The organism is Citrobacter sp. Awk 2, assembly GCF_028069815.1.
GTDB lineage: Bacteria > Pseudomonadota > Gammaproteobacteria > Enterobacterales > Enterobacteriaceae > Citrobacter.
Genome location: NZ_JANEWL010000049.1, coordinates 1 through 18753 on the forward strand (window position 1 = coordinate 1; position 18753 = coordinate 18753).

The following is an 18753-nucleotide window of genomic DNA, read 5'->3' on the forward strand; positions in this document are numbered from 1 at the left end:
CAATATATATAACGATAGAATATACATTGAGCATAATAGACACGAGTAGCGACTAAATATCGTCAACCAGCTGCAGACCCGAAAAACAGATTTGGCAGTATCGAAACCAACAACCCTGCTCATATTCATGTAATGCTACTCTCGGTGTAGCGGCCCTGATTTTGACACAAAATCCAACGGGTGAATCGCGGTGGTTGTCGGTGATAAGATAGGCTTTTCATCCAGGGTTGAGTAAATAGAGAACTTTTCCAACTGTGTCGAGTTCAGGTTTGCTGCTGGTAGGTAACTTATTGATTATAATAGATTGATGGAGCGTCATTTTCATCAATCCAGACAAGTAGTTCAAGTGTGCATACCAGATAGTAGATAGCACACTTCTGGTATACAAATTTGTGGGTTTATGTGAGTTTCCAGGGTCTCACGTGAGACTGCCCAGGTCCCCAAAAAGATTAAAAAAAGAGCAAAAGCGATATGAAAGAGTCACTTGATACGGACTTCACGAACCACACGCCCATGATGCAGCAGTATCTCAAGCTGAAAGCCCAGCATCCGGAAATATTACTGTTTTACCGCATGGGCGACTTTTACGAACTGTTTTATGACGACGCGAAACGTGCGTCGCAGCTGCTCGATATCTCGCTGACCAAACGCGGCGCGTCTGCGGGCGAGCCAATCCCGATGGCGGGCATTCCTCATCATGCGGTGGAAAACTACCTCGCTAAGCTGGTCAATCAGGGGGAATCTGTCGCTATTTGTGAGCAGATTGGCGATCCGGCGACCAGCAAAGGGCCGGTTGAACGCAAAGTGGTACGCATCGTCACGCCAGGTACCATCAGCGATGAAGCACTGTTACAGGAACGTCAGGACAACCTGCTGGCCGCTGTCTGGCAGGACAGTAAAGGCTTTGGCTACGCCACACTGGACATCAGCTCTGGGCGTTTTCGCGTCAGTGAACCCGCAGACCGTGAGACGATGGCTGCGGAACTGCAGCGCACCAACCCTGCCGAATTGCTGTATGCCGAGGATTTCGCAGAAACGTCGCTGATTGAGGGCCGTCGTGGCCTGCGTCGCCGTCCACTGTGGGAATTTGAAATTGATACCGCCCGCCAGCAGTTAAACCTGCAGTTTGGTACACGGGATCTGATCGGCTTTGGTGTAGAAAACGCACCGCGTGGATTATGTGCTGCCGGCTGCCTGCTGCAATATGTAAAAGATACCCAGCGCACCTCACTGCCGCATATTCGCTCCATCACCATGGAACGCCAGCAGGACAGCATCATTATGGATGCCGCCACGCGCCGCAATCTGGAAATTACCCAGAACCTGGCCGGTGGCGTAGAAAATACGCTGGCATCGGTGCTCGATTGCACCGTGACGCCGATGGGTAGCCGTATGCTCAAACGCTGGCTGCATATGCCGGTGCGCGATACGCAGATACTGATCGAGCGCCAACAGACGATCGGTGCACTGCAGGATTCCACCAGTGAGTTACAGCCAGTGTTACGCCAGGTGGGCGATCTGGAACGTATTCTGGCACGTCTGGCACTGCGTACCGCGCGTCCACGCGATCTGGCGCGTATGCGTCACGCCTTCCAGCAATTACCGGAACTGCGCGCTCAACTGGAAAACGTAAACAGCGCCCCCGTACAGATGCTGCGCGAAAAAATGGGCGAGTTCACGGAACTGCGTGAACTGCTGGAGCGTGCCGTGGTTGATGCCCCGCCAGTGCTGGTACGCGATGGTGGCGTTATCGCACCGGGCTATAACGAAGAGCTGGACGAATGGCGAGCGCTGGCTGATGGCGCAACTGATTATCTGGACAGACTGGAGATCCGCGAGCGCGAGCGCACCGGCCTGGACACATTGAAAGTTGGATTTAACGCCGTCCACGGTTACTACATTCAGATCAGTCGTGGGCAGAGCCACCTGGCACCGATTAACTATGTGCGCCGTCAGACGCTGAAAAATGCCGAACGCTACATTATTCCTGAGCTGAAAGAGTACGAAGACAAAGTTCTGACCTCAAAAGGTAAAGCGCTGGCACTGGAAAAACAGCTGTATGACGAGCTGTTCGACATGCTGTTGCCGCATCTGGCGGATTTACAGCAGAGCGCCAGCGCACTGGCAGAGCTGGACGTGCTGGTCAACCTGGCCGAACGCGCGTATACCCTGAACTACACCTGCCCGACATTCAGCGATAAGCCCGGTATCCGTATTACCGAGGGTCGCCATCCGGTGGTGGAACAAGTGTTGAGCGAGCCGTTTATCGCCAACCCACTTAGCCTTTCCCCGCAGCGGCGGATGCTGATTATCACCGGGCCAAATATGGGTGGTAAAAGCACCTATATGCGCCAGACCGCGCTGATTGCATTGCTGGCCTACATCGGCAGCTATGTGCCGGCACAAAAGGTAGAAATAGGTCCAATCGACCGTATCTTTACCCGTGTGGGCGCGGCGGATGACCTCGCCTCCGGTCGTTCAACCTTCATGGTAGAAATGACCGAAACGGCCAATATTCTGCATAACGCCACTGAGAACAGCCTGGTGCTAATGGATGAAATTGGACGCGGGACCTCTACCTATGACGGTTTATCTCTGGCCTGGGCTTGTGCTGAAAATCTGGCGAATAAAATCAAAGCACTCACGTTGTTTGCTACCCACTACTTCGAGCTGACTCAGTTACCGGAAAAAATGGAAGGCGTAGCGAACGTACATCTGGATGCGTTAGAGCATGGCGATACCATCGCCTTTATGCACAGCGTACAGGATGGCGCGGCAAGTAAGAGCTATGGTCTGGCGGTCGCGGCACTGGCTGGCGTTCCGAAAGAGGTTATCAAACGCGCACGGCAAAAACTGCGCGAGCTGGAAAGCATCACGCCAAACGCAGCGGCAACGCAGGTTGATGGCACGCAAATGTCACTGCTCAGTACCCCGGAAGAGACATCACCAGCCGTTGAAGCACTGGAGAATATTGACCCGGATTCGCTGACACCGCGCCAGGCGCTGGAGTGGATCTATCGGTTGAAGAGTCTGGTGTAACGTTGTAATGCCCGATGGCGCTTTGCTTATCGGGCCTGCAACAACTGGCGCGCACTTCGGGAATGGGTGCGAGAGGACAAAACCAGGCCATCAAGACGCGGGGTTTCCCCCGCGTTGTTGCTACTTCTTCGGTTCGTAAGCGAGAACAGCTTTAAACTCCATATTACGCTCTTTGATACTTAACTCGCACAGCGAATCTCGTACCATTAACGTAAATCCCAGCACCGTGAAACACAGCACTACAATTGCCACCAGGGCATATTTTGTCAGCATGTCTTGCCTCCCTGCAAAGAAGAGACTAACATCCAAATGGTCTAGGTTTGTACGTTAGCCTCAGGTTGATAGAACTATCTCCTGGGGCTTTTGTCTTTCCGGGACCTTGCAAATGCTCAAAGCTCAGAAAGCCTCAAGCACCCGCAGCTATTCTATTCCAGGTGTCATCTCCTCGAACAAATTAAGCCATTTGCTACGAGCCTGCTCGCAAAATAACAAGCCCCGGATATTCCGAGGCTTAATATTGGTATGTTCTGCCCGATGACGCTTTGCTTGTCGGGCCTACAAAATACCGCTATGTGTAGGCCGGGTAAGGCGAAGCCGCACCCAGCAATGTTGATTAGCGCTTATCTTCTGCCAGCAGCGGTGGAATACTTGGCACCATCGGTGCTTCATCAATATCCTTCTGCGTCATGCGAAACGCCTGCGGGTAGTGCTCACGGCTGGTACGACGTAGCGGTTCGGTATCACGCCAGGTGTACAGACAATGCTGACACTGATATACCGTCCAGACACCTTTCACCGGCGAGACCGCCATCAATTCTATGTGTTCATCAGCACAACGTGGACAAATCATCTGCATCTCCTTATTTACGGTTGGCCAACATGGCGGTCAGCTTTTCAGCCCAGGCTTGAGTCTCAGGTAAATCACATACCGGCTGGCTGTAATGGCCACGGTTATCCGGGGCAACCGGAGTAGTGGCATCAATAATCAGCTTGTCAGTGATACCTGCCGGGCTGGAGCCTGGGTCCAGTTCCAGTACTGACATATTCGGCAACTGCACCAGATCGCCCGCAGGGTTAACCTTCGACGACAGCGCCCACATCACCTGCGGTAAGTTGAACGGATCAACATCCTCATCAACCATAATCACCATCTTCACATAGCCCAGGCCATGCGGCGTCGTCATCGCCCGCAACCCCACAGCACGGGCAAAGCCGCCGTAGCGTTTTTTGGTGGAGATAATCGCCAGCAAACCGTGGGTATACATGGCGTTAACCGCCTGCACTTCAGGGAATTCTGCTTTCAGTTGCTGGTACAACGGCACACAAGTCGCCGGCCCCATCAGGTAATCGATCTCCGTCCACGGCATGCCGAGATAGAGTGATTCAAAAATCGGCTTCGTACGGTAAGACACTTTATCAATGCGCACCACGGTCATGTTGCGCCCGCCAGAGTAGTGACCGGTAAATTCACCAAATGGCCCTTCTATTTCACGCTTGCGACTTTCGATGACCCCTTCAAGGATCACTTCAGACCCCCACGGTACGTCAAAACCAGTGAGCGGCGCGGTGGCGATCGGGTACGGGCTTTCACGCAGCGCCCCCGCCATTTCGTATTCAGACTGATCGTACTTCAGCGGCGTCGCCCCCATCAGAGTGATGATCGGATCGTTGCCAAGGGTGATCGCAATTGGCAGATCCTCGCCGCGTTCTTCCGCTTTATGCAGGTGCAGCGCGATATCGTGCATCGGCACCGGTTGCAGGCCCAGCTTACGCTTGCCTTTTACTTCCATACGGTAAATACCGACGTTCTGCTTACCGAAATTATCGACATCCAGCGGATCGCGTGAAACCACGCAGGCTTTATCAAGGTAGAAACCACCGTCGCCATCGTTCAGACGAAACAGCGGCAGAATATCAAACAGGTTAATATCATCGCCGTCGACGCTGTTTTCCGCCCACGCCGGATTGGCGCGACGTTCTGGTGCAACCGGAAATTTATCCCAGCGGCGAATAAATTCATCGATCTGTTTTTTCACCGGCGTATTCGGTGGTAAACCCAACGAGATTGCGTGGTTCTGCCATGAGCCGATAGTGTTCATCGCCACTCGGGCATCGGTAAATCCACGAATATTGTCAAACCACAGCGCAGGCGCGCCGTCACCAATACGCCCGGTGGCATTGGCAGCAGCCGCTAAATCCGGTTCGGCGTTCACTTCTTCACTGATTTTCAGCAATTGTCCCTGGTCGTCCAGCGCTTGCAAAAAGCTGCGCAAATCATCAAATGCCATTACTCATTCTCCTGTGAAAAATTCTGTGCCTGCCGTAATCCCTGCCAGCGACGGGCGTTTGGGTGTTCCAGACCAAACTGATCGAGAACGCGAGCAACAATATGCTGCGTAATGTCATCGACCGTTTGCGGATGGTTATAAAACGCGGGCATCGGCGGAACCATTGCGACGCCCATACGGGAAAGTGCGAGCATATTTTCCAGATGAATGGTGCTCAGCGGCATTTCACGCGGAACCAGCACCAGCTTGCGCCCTTCTTTTAGCACCACATCAGCAGCACGCCCCACCAGTCCGTCCGCATACCCAGCCCGAATACCGGCCAGCGTTTTCATGCTACAGGGGATAACAATCATGCCGTCGGTCCGAAACGAGCCGGAGGAGATACTCGCCGCCTGGTCCGCCGGATGGTGGCAGTAGTCCGCCAGCGCAGACACATCGTGAACGCTGTACGGCGTTTCCAGCTCAATGGTCGTTTTCGCCCACTTCGATAACACCAGATGCGTTTCCACTTCCGGCATTTGCCGCAGCGCCTGTAGCAACGCCACACCAAGCGGTGCTCCTGTTGCCCCGGTCATTCCTACGATGAGTCTCATTCAACCTCTCAATATTGTTCGTGTACGAACATTTTGCTTAACATACTCCCACAACCGACTCCGGGCAAGGACACCTGGCACAGATAGCTAAAGTCGCGCTTGTTAAAAAAGTGCGCGTTACCCGCTATGATAGAGACCGATCGTTTGCCCGGAGTTCCCATGGAGTTACGTAATACCGCGTTTCATTTACTACGCCAGCTTTTTCAAAAGCATACGGCTCGCTGGCAGCATGCGTTACCGGAACTGACTAAACCTCAGTACGCAGTGATGCGGGCCATTGCTGAACGTCCTGGTATCGAGCAAGTTGACTTAACAGAGGCCGCGGTGAGCACGAAAGCTACGCTTGCGGAAATGCTGAGCCGGATGGAGAGTCGAGGGCTGGTAAAACGCGAGCACGATCCGACAGATAAGCGCAGACGATTTGTCTATCTCACGCCAGAGGGTGATACATTGCTTACCCATGTGACACTGCTGGGAGACGGTATAGATAATGAGTTTCTCGGGCGGCTTAGCGCGCAAGAACGCGAGCAGTTTACGTATCTGGTGCGTAAAATGATGGGGTAATGTCCCGGATAGCGGCTCCGCCTTATCTGGCCTGCATATCCGCTAAAGAAAAAGGCCAGTCCCAATGAGACTGGCCTTTCTTGATAGAACTTGTGCTTACTCGCGGAACAGCGCTTCGATATTCAGCCCCTGCGTCTGCAGGATTTCACGCAGACGACGCAGACCTTCAACCTGAATCTGGCGAACACGTTCACGGGTCAGGCCAATTTCACGGCCCACATCTTCCAGTGTCGCAGCTTCGTACCCCAGCAAACCAAAACGACGTGCCAGCACCTCACGCTGTTTGGCGTTCAGTTCGAACAGCCATTTGACGATGCTCTGTTTCATATCATCGTCTTGCGTGGTGTCTTCCGGACCGTTTTCCTTTTCGTCGGCCAGAATATCCAGCAACGCTTTTTCGGAATCGCCACCCAGCGGGGTGTCTACCGAGGTAATGCGCTCGTTGAGTCGGAGCATACGGCTGACGTCATCAACCGGTTTATCCAGTTGTTCCGCAATCTCTTCTGCGCTCGGTTCGTGGTCCAGTTTATGCGACAACTCACGCGCAGTACGCAGATAGACGTTCAGCTCTTTTACAATGTGAATCGGCAGTCGGATCGTTCGGGTTTGATTCATAATCGCCCGTTCGATCGTCTGGCGGATCCACCAGGTTGCGTATGTTGAGAAGCGGAACCCGCGCTCAGGGTCAAACTTCTCGACGGCACGGATAAGCCCCAGATTGCCCTCTTCAATCAAGTCCAGCAATGCCAGACCACGATTGCCATAACGACGAGCAATTTTCACCACCAGACGCAGGTTACTTTCAATCATGCGGCGGCGAGAAGCGACATCTCCACGCAGTGCGCGACGCGCAAAATAAACTTCTTCTTCGGCTGTTAACAGTGGCGAATAACCAATCTCACCAAGGTAAAGCTGAGTCGCGTCCAACACACGCTGTGTGGCCCCCTGCGATAACAGCTCTTCTTCAGCCAGGTCGTTATCACTGGGTTCCTCTTCACTCAAGGCTTTCTCATCAAAAGCCTCTACTCCGTTCTCATCAAATTCCGCATCTTCATTTAAATCATGAACTTTCAGCGTATTCTGACTCATAAGGTGGCTCCTACCCGTGATCCCTAACGGAACTAGCACGTGAAAGCCTGGTTCCGCCGAATTATCGCTGCGGTAAATAGCGCAGCGGGTTTACGGATTTCCCCTTGTAACGAATTTCAAAATGCAAGCGTGTAGAACTGGTTCCGGTGCTACCCATGGTAGCTATCTTCTGCCCCGCCTTGATTTCTTGTTGTTCCCGGACCAGCATTGTATCGTTATGGGCGTAGGCACTCAGGTAATCATCGTTGTGTTTGATGATAATAAGATTACCGTATCCACGCAGCGCGTTACCGGCATACACGACGCGTCCATCTGCGGTCGCGACAATAGCCTGTCCTTTGCTGCCTGCAATGTCGATCCCTTTATTGCCACCTTCGGTAGCTGCGAAGTTTTCGATCACTTTGCCGTCAGTCGGCCAGCGCCAGGTAGAGATCGGCGAACTGGTAGAAGTTGAGCTTGCAGTCGATTCGGTTGCACTAACTGCCGGAGCCGTTACAGGCGCTGTGACGACGGTCCCAGCAGGCTTGTTGTTCGGCAACATTTTGTTAGCACTTTGTTCACCTGAATCCTCAGAATACGTAATTGTTGGTTTCGAAGCAACAGCAACGGTGGAATTTTGTGCAGGGTTGGTCACAACTCCTTGCTGTGCTGCATCCGCCTGGGTGATGGCATTTCCACCGGTAATCGGTGCACCCGACGCGTTGCCCACTTGCAGAGTTTGTCCGACATTCAGGCCATACGGGGCCGGAACGTTATTGCGTTGTGCGAGGTCACGGAAATCGTTCCCGGTAATCCAGGCAATATAGAAAAGCGTGTCGCCTTTCTTAACAGTATAGGTACTGCCACCCGTATAGCTACCTTTCGGAATATTCCCATACTGACGATTGTACACAATCCGCCCGTTTTCCATCTGGACAGGCTGTTCTGCAACCGGCTGAACCTGTGTAGGCTGAGTCGCCGGGCGTTGCACCGGTTGGATCTGTGGCGTTTGTTGTACTGTCGCCGTTGATCCCATTTTTGGTGGAGGCGTAATCAGCATACCGGAGCTGGTGTTCGATGATGAGTTGCCGCCAACAGAGCTGACCGGCGCTGGTGGATTCGAGGTGTTTGAACAACCTGCCAGCCATAATGAAACCAGTGACAATGCCGCAATACGGCGAACGGTAAATTTGTGGCTTCCCGCGCTCATTTATCCCCCAGGAAAATTTGGTTAATACCCAGTGACGTAATCACCGTGCAAGGCATCGGACTGGACACTGGAAAACGTGACCACGATACGCTTACTAATTCCAGAATATCCAGGAAAACTCCAGGTATTCAGCAGCGTTAGCTACGCTAACTCCCCTTTGACTAAGGGAACAAAGCGTACAGCCTCCACGGTGTCGATAATAAATTCGCCTCCCCGACGACGAACCCGTTTCAAAAACTGGTGCTCATCGCCCACGGGCAAGACGAGAATGCCGCCTTCATCTAACTGCATCATCAATGCCGTTGGGATCTCAGGCGGTGCTGCCGTCACAATGATAGCGTCAAACGGCGCTCGAGCTTGCCAGCCTTGCCATCCATCACCATGACGGGTCGAAACATTATGTAAATCAAGCTGCTTCAGGCGACGACGCGCCTGCCATTGCAAGCCTTTAATGCGCTCAACAGAGCACACGTGATGCACCAGATGCGCCAGGATCGCCGTCTGGTAGCCAGAGCCAGTACCAATTTCCAGTACCCGGGATTGCGGCGTTAGCTCCAGCAGCTCGGTCATGCGAGCCACCATATAGGGCTGTGAGATGGTCTGCCCCTGGCCAATCGGCAGGGCGATATTATCCCAGGCCTTATGTTCAAACGCCTCATCAACGAACTTTTCACGCGGCACGGCGGCGAGCGCATCCAGGACATGTTCATCTCTGATGCCCTGCGCACGTAATTGTTCAAGGAGAGTGTGTACGCGTCTGCTTACCATTGCGTGTCGACTCCCACGCTGTCTAACCAGTCAGAAACAACCTCATGCGCACCGTATGCGGTTAAATCAACATGCAGTGGCGTGATTGAAACGTAACCTTCATCAACGGCAGCAAAATCCGTATCCGGACCGGCATCGCACTTCTCGCCCGGCGGCCCGATCCAATACAGCGTATTACCACGCGGGTCCTGCTGTGGGATCACCTGATCCGCCGGATGACGGCTGCCGCAGCGGGTGACCCGCATACCTTTGATCTGATCCAGCGGTAAATCCGGCACGTTGATATTCAGAATGCGTCCGGTGCGCAGCGGTTCGCGGCTTAACGCGCGTAAAATCCGGCAGGTTATCGCCGCAGCGGTATCGTAGTGTTTATGCCCATCGAGAGAGACCGCCAGCGCAGGGAATCCGAGATGACGACCTTCCATTGCTGCCGCCACGGTACCGGAGTAGATGACATCATCCCCCAGGTTTGGACCCGCATTAATCCCGGAAACGACAATGTCCGGACGCGGACGCATTAACGCGTTCACGCCCAGGTAGACGCAATCGGTAGGTGTCCCCATTTGCACGGCGATATCGCCATTATCAAAGGTGAAAGTGCGAAGCGAGGATTCCAGCGTCAGCGAGTTAGACGCGCCACTGCGGTTACGATCCGGGGCAACCACCTGTACGTCAGCAAACTCACGCAGCGCTTTCGCCAGCGTTTGTATACCGGGTGCGTGGACCCCATCATCGTTACTCAGCAATATACGCATAATCACCCATTGTGTTAATAAGTTCCCTTACAACACTGGTGGCGAAGCTACCTGCCGGTAGCCAGAAGCGCAACTCAACGGTTACGTCATCCCACCAGTTCCAGCTTAATTGTTGTGGATACAGCAACATAGCGCGGCGCGACGCCTCAACTTTCTCGCGCAATAACAGGGACAGTAGCGCGGTTTCGTCAGCAATAGCAGCCTCTTCAAACGCCAGAGCATCGCGCTGAGTACCCCACTCACCGCAGCCCGGTAGTGCCGCTGTTACCATCAATTCTTTTTCATCAACACGACGCTGTAATTCGGTCTGTTCGTCCCGTGTGGCGACAAACCAGCTTCCGCGTCCCGACAATTGTAGCGCATCGCCGTCAACAACTTGATTAAAGTCTGTTTTTTTCAAGCGTTCATTGACTATCTGATTAAACAACGCGCTACGGGCTGCCGACAACCAAAAACTGCGTTTATTGCGATCGCGCACCGGCGCATCGCTTTGTGCCCAGCGCAGCGCACCTTGCAGGTTGCTGCCGCCGATACCAAAACGTTGGGCACCAAAATAGTTCGGGACGCCGCGCTCGCTAATCGCCTGTAAACGCGCTTCAACATCATCACGCTCGCTCACTTCACGCAACACCAGCGTAAAAGCGTTGCCTTTCAGTGCGCCTAAACGCAGCTTACGCTTGTGGCGGGCGTACTCCAGCACTTTACAGCCTTCCAGCTCAAATTTGCTTAAATCGGGCATTGCATTGCCCGGCACGCGCGCGCACAGCCACTGCTCGGTGACAGCATGCTTATCTTTCTGTCCGGCAAAGCTTACTTCGCGGGCGTGGATTTTAAGGAATTTGGCCAGCGCGTCAGCCACAAAACGGGTGTTACAACCGTTTTTCAGAATACGCACCAGAACGTGCTCGCCTTCGCCATCCGGTTCGAAGCCTAAATCTTCGACGACGACAAAGTCTTCCGGGTTTGCTTTCAGAACTCCGTGGCCAAGTGGTTTACCATGGAGATAGGTCAGATTTTCAAACGCAGTCATTTCGTTGCCTTAATGAGTAACGCCACCGCTTCACAGGCAATCCCTTCCCCACGCCCGGTAAAACCGAGTTTTTCCGTGGTGGTCGCTTTCACGTTAACATCATCCATATGGCAGCCGAGATCCTCGGCAATAAACACCCGCATTTGCGGAATGTGCGGCAGCATCTTCGGTGCCTGGGCAATAATAGTGACATCCACATTACCAAGCGTATAACCTTTAGCCTGAATACGCCGCCAGGCCTCACGCAATAACTCGCGGCTATCGGCACCTTTGAACGCTGCATCGGTATCCGGGAAGAGTTTACCAATGTCACCCAACGCCGCTGCACCCAGCAGGGCATCGGTTAGCGCATGTAACGCCACATCGCCATCAGAATGCGCCAGCAGTCCTTTTTCATACGGGATGCGCACACCACCAATGATAATTGGGCCAACACCGCCAAAGGCGTGTACGTCAAAACCGTGTCCAATTCGCATTATGCATTCTCCTGATAGACACATCATCCTTCAAGCCGCCTTTGTGTTGGCCGCCTCGGTACATCATGAATGATGCTGTGTAGGGGTTGTTCGGGTCAGATAAAATTCCGCCAGCGCCAGATCTTCCGGACGGGTGACTTTAATGTTGTCAGCGCGTCCTTCAACCAGCAGCGGATGAAAGCCGCAATATTCCAGTGCCGAAGCCTCATCCGTAATGGTTGCGCCTTCGTTAAGCGCACGGGTCAGGCAATCGTGTAACAGCTCGCGTGGGAAATACTGCGGTGTCAACGCATGCCATAAATCAGTACGTTCGACCGTATGAGCAATCTCGGTCTTACCAGGCTCCGCACGTTTCATGGTGTCGCGTACGGGGGCCGCCAGGATACCGCCGATACGGCTGGTTTCACTTATTGCCAGTAAGCGGGCTAAATCATCCTGATGCAGACATGGCCGCGCGGCATCATGCACCAGTACCCACTGAGCGTCTCCAGCGGCTTGCAAACCGGCAAGAACAGAATCGGCACGCTCATCGCCGCCATCCACCACGGTAATTTGCGGATGCGCTGCAAGTGGAAGTTGGGCAAAGCGGCTGTCGCCGGGACTGATCGCGATGACGACACGCGTCACCCGGGGATGCGCCAGTAGCGCATCAACCGAGTGTTCAAGAATGGTTTTATTGCCAATTGAGAGGTACTGCTTAGGACACTCCGTCTGCATTCGGCGGCCAAATCCGGCAGCCGGCACCACGGCGCAAACGTCCAATAAAGTGGCTGCCATGTTAAATCCTTGGCTGGTTTATCGATTGTTTTGCCCTGCGGTCTGTGCGCGTTTAGACGCGTCAGGGACCAGGCGATAAAACGTTTCGCCCGGCTTAGTCATGCTGAGTTCGTTGCGTGCGCGTTCCTCGATAGCTTCCTGACCGCCATTGAGATCATCAATTTCAGCAAAGAGCTGATCGTTACGCGCTTTAAGTTTCGCGTTTGTAGCTTGCTGCGCAGCAACATCATCGTTGACGCGACTATAGTCATGTATGCCGTTCTTACCGAACCACAGCGAATACTGTAGCCAGACCAATAAAGCCAGCAACAGCAGCGTTAGTTTACCCATCCTGCCCCCTGAAAAACGGCATTAACATCCCATAACTTCCGTCGACGATTTTACGTCTGCGGGCGGGAATGCCGCGACAACGCGGGCAAATGTACCACATTTGCCCGTTGTTACGTATACCCCGTGTAAGGAGAACATAATCTCATTGTTGGTTACGGTTTGAATTAGAGCTGCCGGTATGCAGCACCACTCACCATGGAAAAAGGGAAGAGAACCTAGCCCAGCAGCCACAGGAACAATGCGCCAAACATCGACCCAACCACCAGCAGGGTAAACGTAACGCTTAGCAGCAGCCGTCCCTTCAAAAGCGAATGCAGGGCAATACCCGCCACAATGGCGACGGGCAGCAACGCGAGGAAAAAAGGCCAGGTATAAAGGAAGAAAAACAGCGTATTAGGGCCATACATCAGGCACGGGAACCCCAGCGCCAGCAACCACGCCGCAAAACCGACAACGGCACCCGGTAGTGACCAGGTGGTTTCGTCGTCGGCGGCGAAAGTCTCTGACTCTGTGATAGTAATGTTATGGCTGTTGCGCATATCTAATCCTGTGACCATGACTGACCGGGCGTACCTGTTTTAAAATCGCGAGGAGTCCGGTGGTGTCTCAGGATCTGATAATATCTTCCTGCCTCAGCAGGTCTAATAATTGAGAGACCAAATTTGTTACTAATTGTTCACCATTCAGATGAATCTCTGGCGATTCAGGCGCTTCGTATACCGAGTCAATTCCAGTAAAATTGAGCAACTCACCCGCCCGCGCTTTTTTATATAGTCCTTTTGGATCACGTGATTCACAGGTTGCCAGCGGTGTATCGACAAACACCTCTATAAAACGCCCATGACCCACACGTTCGCGAACCATCTGTCGTTCAGCACGATGAGGGGAAATAAAGGCAGTCAGTACCACCAGCCCCGCATCCACCATCAGGTTAGCCACTTCCCCAACCCGGCGAATATTCTCCTTGCGATCGGCATCGCTAAATCCGAGATCGCTGCACAGACCGTGGCGCACGTTATCGCCATCCAGCAGATAAGTACTAACCCCCTGCTTGTGCAGCGCTTCTTCCAGCGCTCCCGCTACCGTGGATTTACCCGAACCAGAGAGTCCGGTAAACCACAGCACAACACCACGATGGCCGTGGTGTTGCTCCCGCTGTTGTGGCGTAACAGGATGGGCATGCCAGACGACGTTTTCGTCATGCAGCGCCATTATTTTCCTCCCAGCAGATCGCGCGCACCCCAGTGTGGGAAGTGACGACGCACCAGCGCATTGAGCTCCAGTTCAAACGCACTGAACTGGGATGCCGTGGCCGGCTCCTGGACGATCGGCTCGCGAACCAGTCCTGCCCCAACGGTGACGTTCGTCAGACGGTCAATGATAATCAGGCCGCCCGTGACCGGATTATGCTGATAGGTATCCAGCACCAGCGGTTCATCAAACGTCAATCTCACCAGGCCAATACCGTTCAGCGGTAAGGCTTCGACTTCACGCTGGGTCAGGTTATTGATATCAACCTGATACTCCACACTATCAACACGCGCACGCGTCTTCTTGCCCGCCACTTTGATGTCATAGCTCTGCCCTGGCGACAGTGCCTGCTCCGCCATCCACACCACATCAACGGCAGCGCTTTGCACCGCCGGCAGCGTTTCCTGGGCATCAAGCAGCAGGTCACCACGACTGATATCGATCTCATCTTTTAGCACAAGGGTAATGGCTTCACCTGCATGCGCTTCCTGCAAATCGCCATCAAACGTGACAATCCGGGCGACGCTCGACTCAACGCCAGACGGTAACACTTTGACGCGTTGTCCTACCCTCACGCTACCGGAGGCCAGTGTTCCGGCATAACCACGAAAATCAAGATTTGGGCGGTTCACATACTGCACCGGGAATCGCATCGGCTGAGTATCGACAACACGCTGGATTTCAACGGTTTCAAGCACTTCCAGCAGCGTCGGACCGCTGTACCACGGCATGCTGAAACTTTGCGACGCCACGTTGTCACCTTCCAGTGCTGAAAGCGGTACAAAACGGATATCCAGGTTGCCCGGCAACTGCTCTGCAAAGGTCAGATAATCTTCACGAATGCGGTTAAATGTCTCTTCGCTAAAATCCACAAGGTCCATTTTGTTGATCGCAACGATCAGATGTTTTATTCCCAACAGCGTAGAAATAAAGCTATGACGGCGGGTCTGATCCAACACGCCTTTACGTGCATCGATCAGCAGGATCGCCAGATCGCAGGTCGACGCACCGGTTGCCATATTGCGGGTGTACTGCTCATGGCCGGGAGTATCCGCAATGATAAATTTGCGTTTTTCGGTGGAAAAATAACGGTAGGCCACGTCAATAGTGATGCCCTGTTCGCGCTCGGCCTGCAAGCCATCAACCAACAGCGCCAGATCGAGCTTCTCGCCCTGCGTACCATGACGTTTACTATCATTGTGCAGCGATGAAAGCTGATCTTCGTAGATCTGTCGGGTATCATGCAACAGACGCCCAATCAGGGTACTTTTCCCATCATCCACGCTACCGCAGGTTAAAAAACGCAGCAGGCTTTTGTGTTGTTGGGCGATCATCCAGGCTTCAACGCCGCCTTCATTAGCAATTTGTTGTGCAAGTGTCGTGTTCATGGCGGCTCCTTAGAAATACCCCTGACGTTTCTTCAGCTCCATGGAGCCCGCCTGGTCGCGGTCAATCACGCGGCCCTGACGTTCACTGGTGGTTGAGACCAGCATCTCTTCGATGATTTCCGGTAGCGTCTGCGCGTTAGACTCCACTGCGCCAGTGAGTGGCCAGCAGCCGAGAGTACGGAAACGCACCATCCGTTTTTTGATAACCTCACCAGGCTGCAGATCGATTCTGTCGTCATCAATCATCATCAACATGCCGTCGCGCTCAAGCACCGGACGCTCTGCGGCGAGGTACAGCGGCACGATGTCGATATTTTCCAGCCAGATGTACTGCCAGATATCCTGTTCCGTCCAGTTAGAGAGGGGGAATACGCGAATGCTTTCGCCTTTGTTAATCTGGCCGTTGTAGTTATGCCACAGCTCCGGACGCTGATTTTTCGGGTCCCAGCGGTGGAAGCGGTCGCGGAAGGAGTAAATACGCTCTTTGGCACGCGATTTCTCTTCGTCACGACGTGCGCCGCCGAATGCTGCGTCAAAACCGTATTTGTTCAGCGCCTGCTTCAACCCCTCGGTTTTCATAATGTCGGTATGCTTGGCGCTACCGTGGACAAATGGATTTATCCCCATCGCCACCCCTTCCGGGTTTTTATGCACCAGCAGTTCGCAGCCGTAGGCTTTTGCCGTGCGGTCACGAAACTCATACATCTCGCTGAATTTCCAGCCGGTATCAACGTGCAGCAGAGGAAACGGCAGTGAACCAGGATAAAACGCTTTGCGCGCCAGATGCAGCATTACGCTGGAATCCTTGCCGATGGAATACATCATCACCGGATTCGAAAACTCGGCGGCCACCTCACGAATGATATGGATGCTCTCCGCTTCCAGTTGCCGCAGGTGGGTAAGTCGTTTTTGATCCATAACCGTTCCTATGTATTGCCGTTATTTTGCTAACGAAGTTCAGATAACCTGACTATAGGGAGGGCAAGAGAGCGAATGAAATTACGAATTGGAATGAGTAGTTCCTCAAAGGAATAACGATCTGGAAAAGCAAATATCAAAAAGTGCTTAAGCCGCCGGATTTCGGGCATTTAGGAGCAAATGAAATTGTTTTACCTCGATCACGGTTTCATACTAACGGCTGAAAATTTCTGCTTGGTATTTAAGGACTCACTATGTTTTCCGCATTGCGCCACCTGACTACCGCCCTGGCGCTCGGCGCGTGCTTTATCCTTCCCGCACAGGCAACCTCTTCGAAGCCCGGAGATATGGCAAATACTCAGGCCCGATATATCGCAACATTCTTCCCTGGCCGCGTGACGGGCTCTCCGGCAGAAATGCTCTCTGCTGATTATTTACGTCAGCAATTTCAGCAGATGGGCTATCGCAGTGATATTCGGACGTTTAATAGCCGTTATATTTATACCGCCAAAGACAACCGTAAGAACTGGCATAACGTTACGGGCAGTACCGTCATTGCAGCGCATGAAGGCAAAGCGCCGCAGCAGATTATTATCATGGCGCATCTCGACACTTACGCTGCGCAGAGCGATGCCGATTCCGATGCTAATCTGGGCGGATTAACCTTGCAGGGCATCGACGATAACGCCGCAGGTTTGGGCGTCATGCTGGAGTTGGCTGAAAAACTAAAAAATGTGCCGACACAGTACGGCATTCGGTTTATCGCCACCAGCGGTGAGGAAGAAGGCAAACTGGGTGCAGAAAATATCCTTAAACGCATGAGTGCGGCAGAAAAGAAAAATACGCTGCTGGTTATCAACCTCGATAACCTGATCGTCGGGGATAAGCTCTACTTTAATAGTGGGAAAAGAACCCCGGAAGCCGTACGAAAACTGACGCGCGACCGGGCGCTGGCAATTGCACACAGCCGCGGTATCGTCGCCAGTACCAACCCGGGCCTGAACAAAGATTATCCGAAAGGAACCGGATGTTGTAACGATGCCGAGGTCTTCGACAAAGCGGGAATCGCCGTGCTCTCGGTAGAAGCAACCAACTGGAGCCTGGGTAAAAAAGACGGCTATCAGCAACGAGCCAAAACTGCCTCTTTCCCCGCCGGTAACAGCTGGCACGACGTGCGTCTGGACAACCAGCAGCATATCGATAAAGCGCTTCCAGGCCGGATTGAACATCGCAGCCGCGACGTCGTACGCATCATGCTGCCGCTGGTGAAAGAACTGGCAAAAGCGGACAAGAGCTCATAACTTTGTTTTAGTTCTGCTGTTACGTCTGTAACCCATTTATCCCCGCTAGCGCGGGGAACACAGTTCTGCTATGCGCTTCTCCGCGGCGTCCAGCGGTTTATCCCCGCTAACGCGGGGAACACGACTATGGCGCGCCGACAATAAGAAAACGTTTCGGTTTATCCCCGCTAGCGCGGGGAACACCCAGCCAGCCGTAAGTATTCGATGCACCAGTGCGGTTTATCCCCGCTAGCGCGGGGAACACAGCAGCACCGGTGCCCAGTCGGCGCGAGCCGCCGGTTTATCCCCGCTAGCGCGGGGAACACTTGTTTCTGACGCATATAATTTTAACAAACCCCGGTTTATCCCCGCTAGCGCGGGGAACACGGAAAGGAGTTTGAAAACGACTGGTCTGTGCCCGGTTTATCCCCGCTAGCGCGGGGAACACACCAATCACTGAAATATCTACCGTGGAGATTTCGGTTTATCCCCGCTAGCGCGGGGAACACCGGTTTTATATTGAGAAAGGATGAATTCGTCACGGTTTATCCCCGCTAGCGCGGGGAACACTCAGGCCGAGCCGGTTTAGTAAGTGGAGGTGTCGGTTTATCCCCGCTAGCGCGGGGAACACTAGCGGAATGTTCCGTCATCTGCTGGCGTTGGCGGTTTATCCCCGCTAGCGCGGGGAACACGTTTTAGCGTGTGCGTCCATAGAGCCGCCGAACGGTTTATCCCCGCTAGCGCGGGGAACACCATCGCCTTTCCTGATAGCGTTGCGCGGAGGCCGGTTTATCCCCGCTAGCGCGGGGAACACTCCCAGCCTGTGGCGAAATAATTCATAGGGTGCGGTTTATCCCCGCTAGCGCGGGGAACACTGGTGGTATACAGACAACAATAAATCTGAAGACGGTTTATCCCCGCTAGCGCGGGGAACACCTGACTATCGTCGTATACACCAATGCGGCCAACGGTTTATCCCCGCTAGCGCGGGGAACACTCAGGGTTAACCTGATTAAAC

The 18753-nt window shown here is 53.5% G+C and carries 19 protein-coding genes, 1 pseudogene and 1 CRISPR repeat array (1 of these 21 only partly in view); of the genes and pseudogenes, 3 read left to right on the plus strand and 17 right to left on the minus strand.

Going from position 1 to position 18753, the window contains the following annotated elements; genetic code table 11:
- Positions 1 to 151 precede the first annotated feature (151 nt).
- Positions 152 to 325: pseudogene (locus NNO02_RS23760) on the minus strand (integrase); the annotation flags it as partial.
- Positions 326 to 471: 146 nt separating this feature from the next.
- On the opposite strand from NNO02_RS23760, the gene mutS reads away from it, so the two are divergent.
- Positions 472 to 3039 carry a DNA mismatch repair protein MutS gene (mutS, locus tag NNO02_RS13350; RefSeq protein ID WP_271455001.1) on the plus strand — a complete coding sequence of 856 codons (2568 nt, stop codon included), beginning with the start codon at positions 472 to 474 and terminating at the stop codon, positions 3037 to 3039.
- A gap of 120 nt (positions 3040 to 3159) precedes the next feature.
- On the opposite strand, the gene NNO02_RS13355 is transcribed toward mutS, so the two are convergent.
- The 4 genes from NNO02_RS13355 to NNO02_RS13370 form a co-directional block, all read right to left on the minus strand.
- Positions 3160 to 3312, minus strand: coding sequence for a Hok/Gef family protein (locus NNO02_RS13355; RefSeq protein WP_043017378.1), 153 nt, complete (start codon positions 3310 to 3312; stop codon positions 3160 to 3162).
- Between the two features lie 340 nt (positions 3313 to 3652).
- Positions 3653 to 3889, minus strand: a complete 237-nt coding sequence (locus NNO02_RS13360; protein ID WP_271442480.1) for a non-oxidative hydroxyarylic acid decarboxylases subunit D — start codon at positions 3887 to 3889, stop codon at positions 3653 to 3655.
- A gap of 10 nt (positions 3890 to 3899) precedes the next feature.
- Complete coding sequence (locus tag NNO02_RS13365; protein WP_271449533.1) at positions 3900 to 5327, minus strand: non-oxidative hydroxyarylic acid decarboxylases subunit C; 1428 nt, start codon at positions 5325 to 5327, stop codon at positions 3900 to 3902.
- A complete protein-coding gene (locus NNO02_RS13370) occupies positions 5327 to 5920 on the minus strand; it encodes a non-oxidative hydroxyarylic acid decarboxylases subunit B (RefSeq protein WP_271442478.1) in 594 nt (197 codons plus the stop codon). The genes NNO02_RS13365 and NNO02_RS13370 overlap by 1 nt, the downstream gene beginning before the upstream one ends.
- A gap of 159 nt (positions 5921 to 6079) precedes the next feature.
- Here NNO02_RS13370 and NNO02_RS13375 point away from each other — a divergent pair, with 159 nt between their 5' ends.
- Positions 6080 to 6484, plus strand: coding sequence for a MarR family winged helix-turn-helix transcriptional regulator (locus tag NNO02_RS13375; protein WP_271442477.1), 405 nt, complete (start codon positions 6080 to 6082; stop codon positions 6482 to 6484).
- Positions 6485 to 6580: 96 nt separating this feature from the next.
- On the opposite strand, the gene rpoS is transcribed toward NNO02_RS13375, so the two are convergent.
- From rpoS to cysD, 12 genes are all read right to left on the minus strand, one after another.
- A complete protein-coding gene (gene rpoS / locus NNO02_RS13380) occupies positions 6581 to 7573 on the minus strand; it encodes an RNA polymerase sigma factor RpoS (protein WP_000081498.1) in 993 nt (330 codons plus the stop codon).
- Positions 7574 to 7634: 61 nt separating this feature from the next.
- Entirely contained in the window at positions 7635 to 8717 is a 1083-nt protein-coding gene (nlpD, locus tag NNO02_RS13385; RefSeq protein ID WP_249357549.1) for a murein hydrolase activator NlpD, read from the minus strand.
- A gap of 186 nt (positions 8718 to 8903) precedes the next feature.
- Positions 8904 to 9530 (minus strand): protein-L-isoaspartate(D-aspartate) O-methyltransferase, encoded by a 627-nt coding sequence (locus NNO02_RS13390; RefSeq protein WP_061068474.1) that lies wholly within the window; start codon positions 9528 to 9530, stop codon positions 8904 to 8906.
- A complete protein-coding gene (gene surE / locus NNO02_RS13395) occupies positions 9524 to 10285 on the minus strand; it encodes a 5'/3'-nucleotidase SurE (RefSeq protein ID WP_202037906.1) in 762 nt (253 codons plus the stop codon). The genes NNO02_RS13390 and surE overlap by 7 nt, the downstream gene beginning before the upstream one ends.
- Positions 10266 to 11315: a tRNA pseudouridine(13) synthase TruD gene (truD, locus tag NNO02_RS13400; RefSeq protein WP_271442476.1), complete on the minus strand. Its 1050-nt coding sequence runs from the start codon at positions 11313 to 11315 to the stop codon at positions 10266 to 10268. The genes surE and truD overlap by 20 nt, the downstream gene beginning before the upstream one ends.
- Positions 11312 to 11791: a 2-C-methyl-D-erythritol 2,4-cyclodiphosphate synthase gene (gene ispF / locus NNO02_RS13405; RefSeq protein ID WP_005130881.1), complete on the minus strand. Its 480-nt coding sequence runs from the start codon at positions 11789 to 11791 to the stop codon at positions 11312 to 11314. The genes truD and ispF overlap by 4 nt, the downstream gene beginning before the upstream one ends.
- 63 nt (positions 11792 to 11854) lie before the next feature.
- Positions 11855 to 12568, minus strand: a complete 714-nt coding sequence (gene ispD / locus NNO02_RS13410) for a 2-C-methyl-D-erythritol 4-phosphate cytidylyltransferase (RefSeq protein ID WP_271442475.1) — start codon at positions 12566 to 12568, stop codon at positions 11855 to 11857.
- Between the two features lie 18 nt (positions 12569 to 12586).
- Positions 12587 to 12898, minus strand: a complete 312-nt coding sequence (ftsB, locus tag NNO02_RS13415) for a cell division protein FtsB (RefSeq protein WP_003034163.1) — start codon at positions 12896 to 12898, stop codon at positions 12587 to 12589.
- Between the two features lie 215 nt (positions 12899 to 13113).
- Positions 13114 to 13437, minus strand: coding sequence for a DUF3561 family protein (locus NNO02_RS13420; RefSeq protein WP_271442474.1), 324 nt, complete (start codon positions 13435 to 13437; stop codon positions 13114 to 13116).
- Positions 13438 to 13504: 67 nt separating this feature from the next.
- The gene (cysC, locus tag NNO02_RS13425; RefSeq protein ID WP_271455002.1) at positions 13505 to 14110 is read right to left on the minus strand and encodes an adenylyl-sulfate kinase; all 606 of its coding nucleotides are present in this window, start codon (positions 14108 to 14110) and stop codon (positions 13505 to 13507) included.
- Positions 14110 to 15537 (minus strand): sulfate adenylyltransferase subunit CysN, encoded by a 1428-nt coding sequence (cysN, locus tag NNO02_RS13430; protein ID WP_271455003.1) that lies wholly within the window; start codon positions 15535 to 15537, stop codon positions 14110 to 14112. Before cysN ends, cysC begins: the two co-directional genes overlap by 1 nt.
- A 9-nt stretch (positions 15538 to 15546) precedes the next feature.
- Positions 15547 to 16455 carry a sulfate adenylyltransferase subunit CysD gene (gene cysD, locus NNO02_RS13435; protein WP_137382749.1) on the minus strand — a complete coding sequence of 303 codons (909 nt, stop codon included), beginning with the start codon at positions 16453 to 16455 and terminating at the stop codon, positions 15547 to 15549.
- A 254-nt stretch (positions 16456 to 16709) separates the two neighbouring features.
- On the opposite strand from cysD, the gene NNO02_RS13440 reads away from it, so the two are divergent.
- Positions 16710 to 17756 (plus strand): aminopeptidase, encoded by a 1047-nt coding sequence (locus NNO02_RS13440; RefSeq protein ID WP_271455004.1) that lies wholly within the window; start codon positions 16710 to 16712, stop codon positions 17754 to 17756.
- A gap of 32 nt (positions 17757 to 17788) precedes the next feature.
- Positions 17789 to 18753: a CRISPR direct-repeat array (repeat unit 29 nt; unit sequence CGGTTTATCCCCGCTAGCGCGGGGAACAC) (it continues 651 nt past the right edge of the window).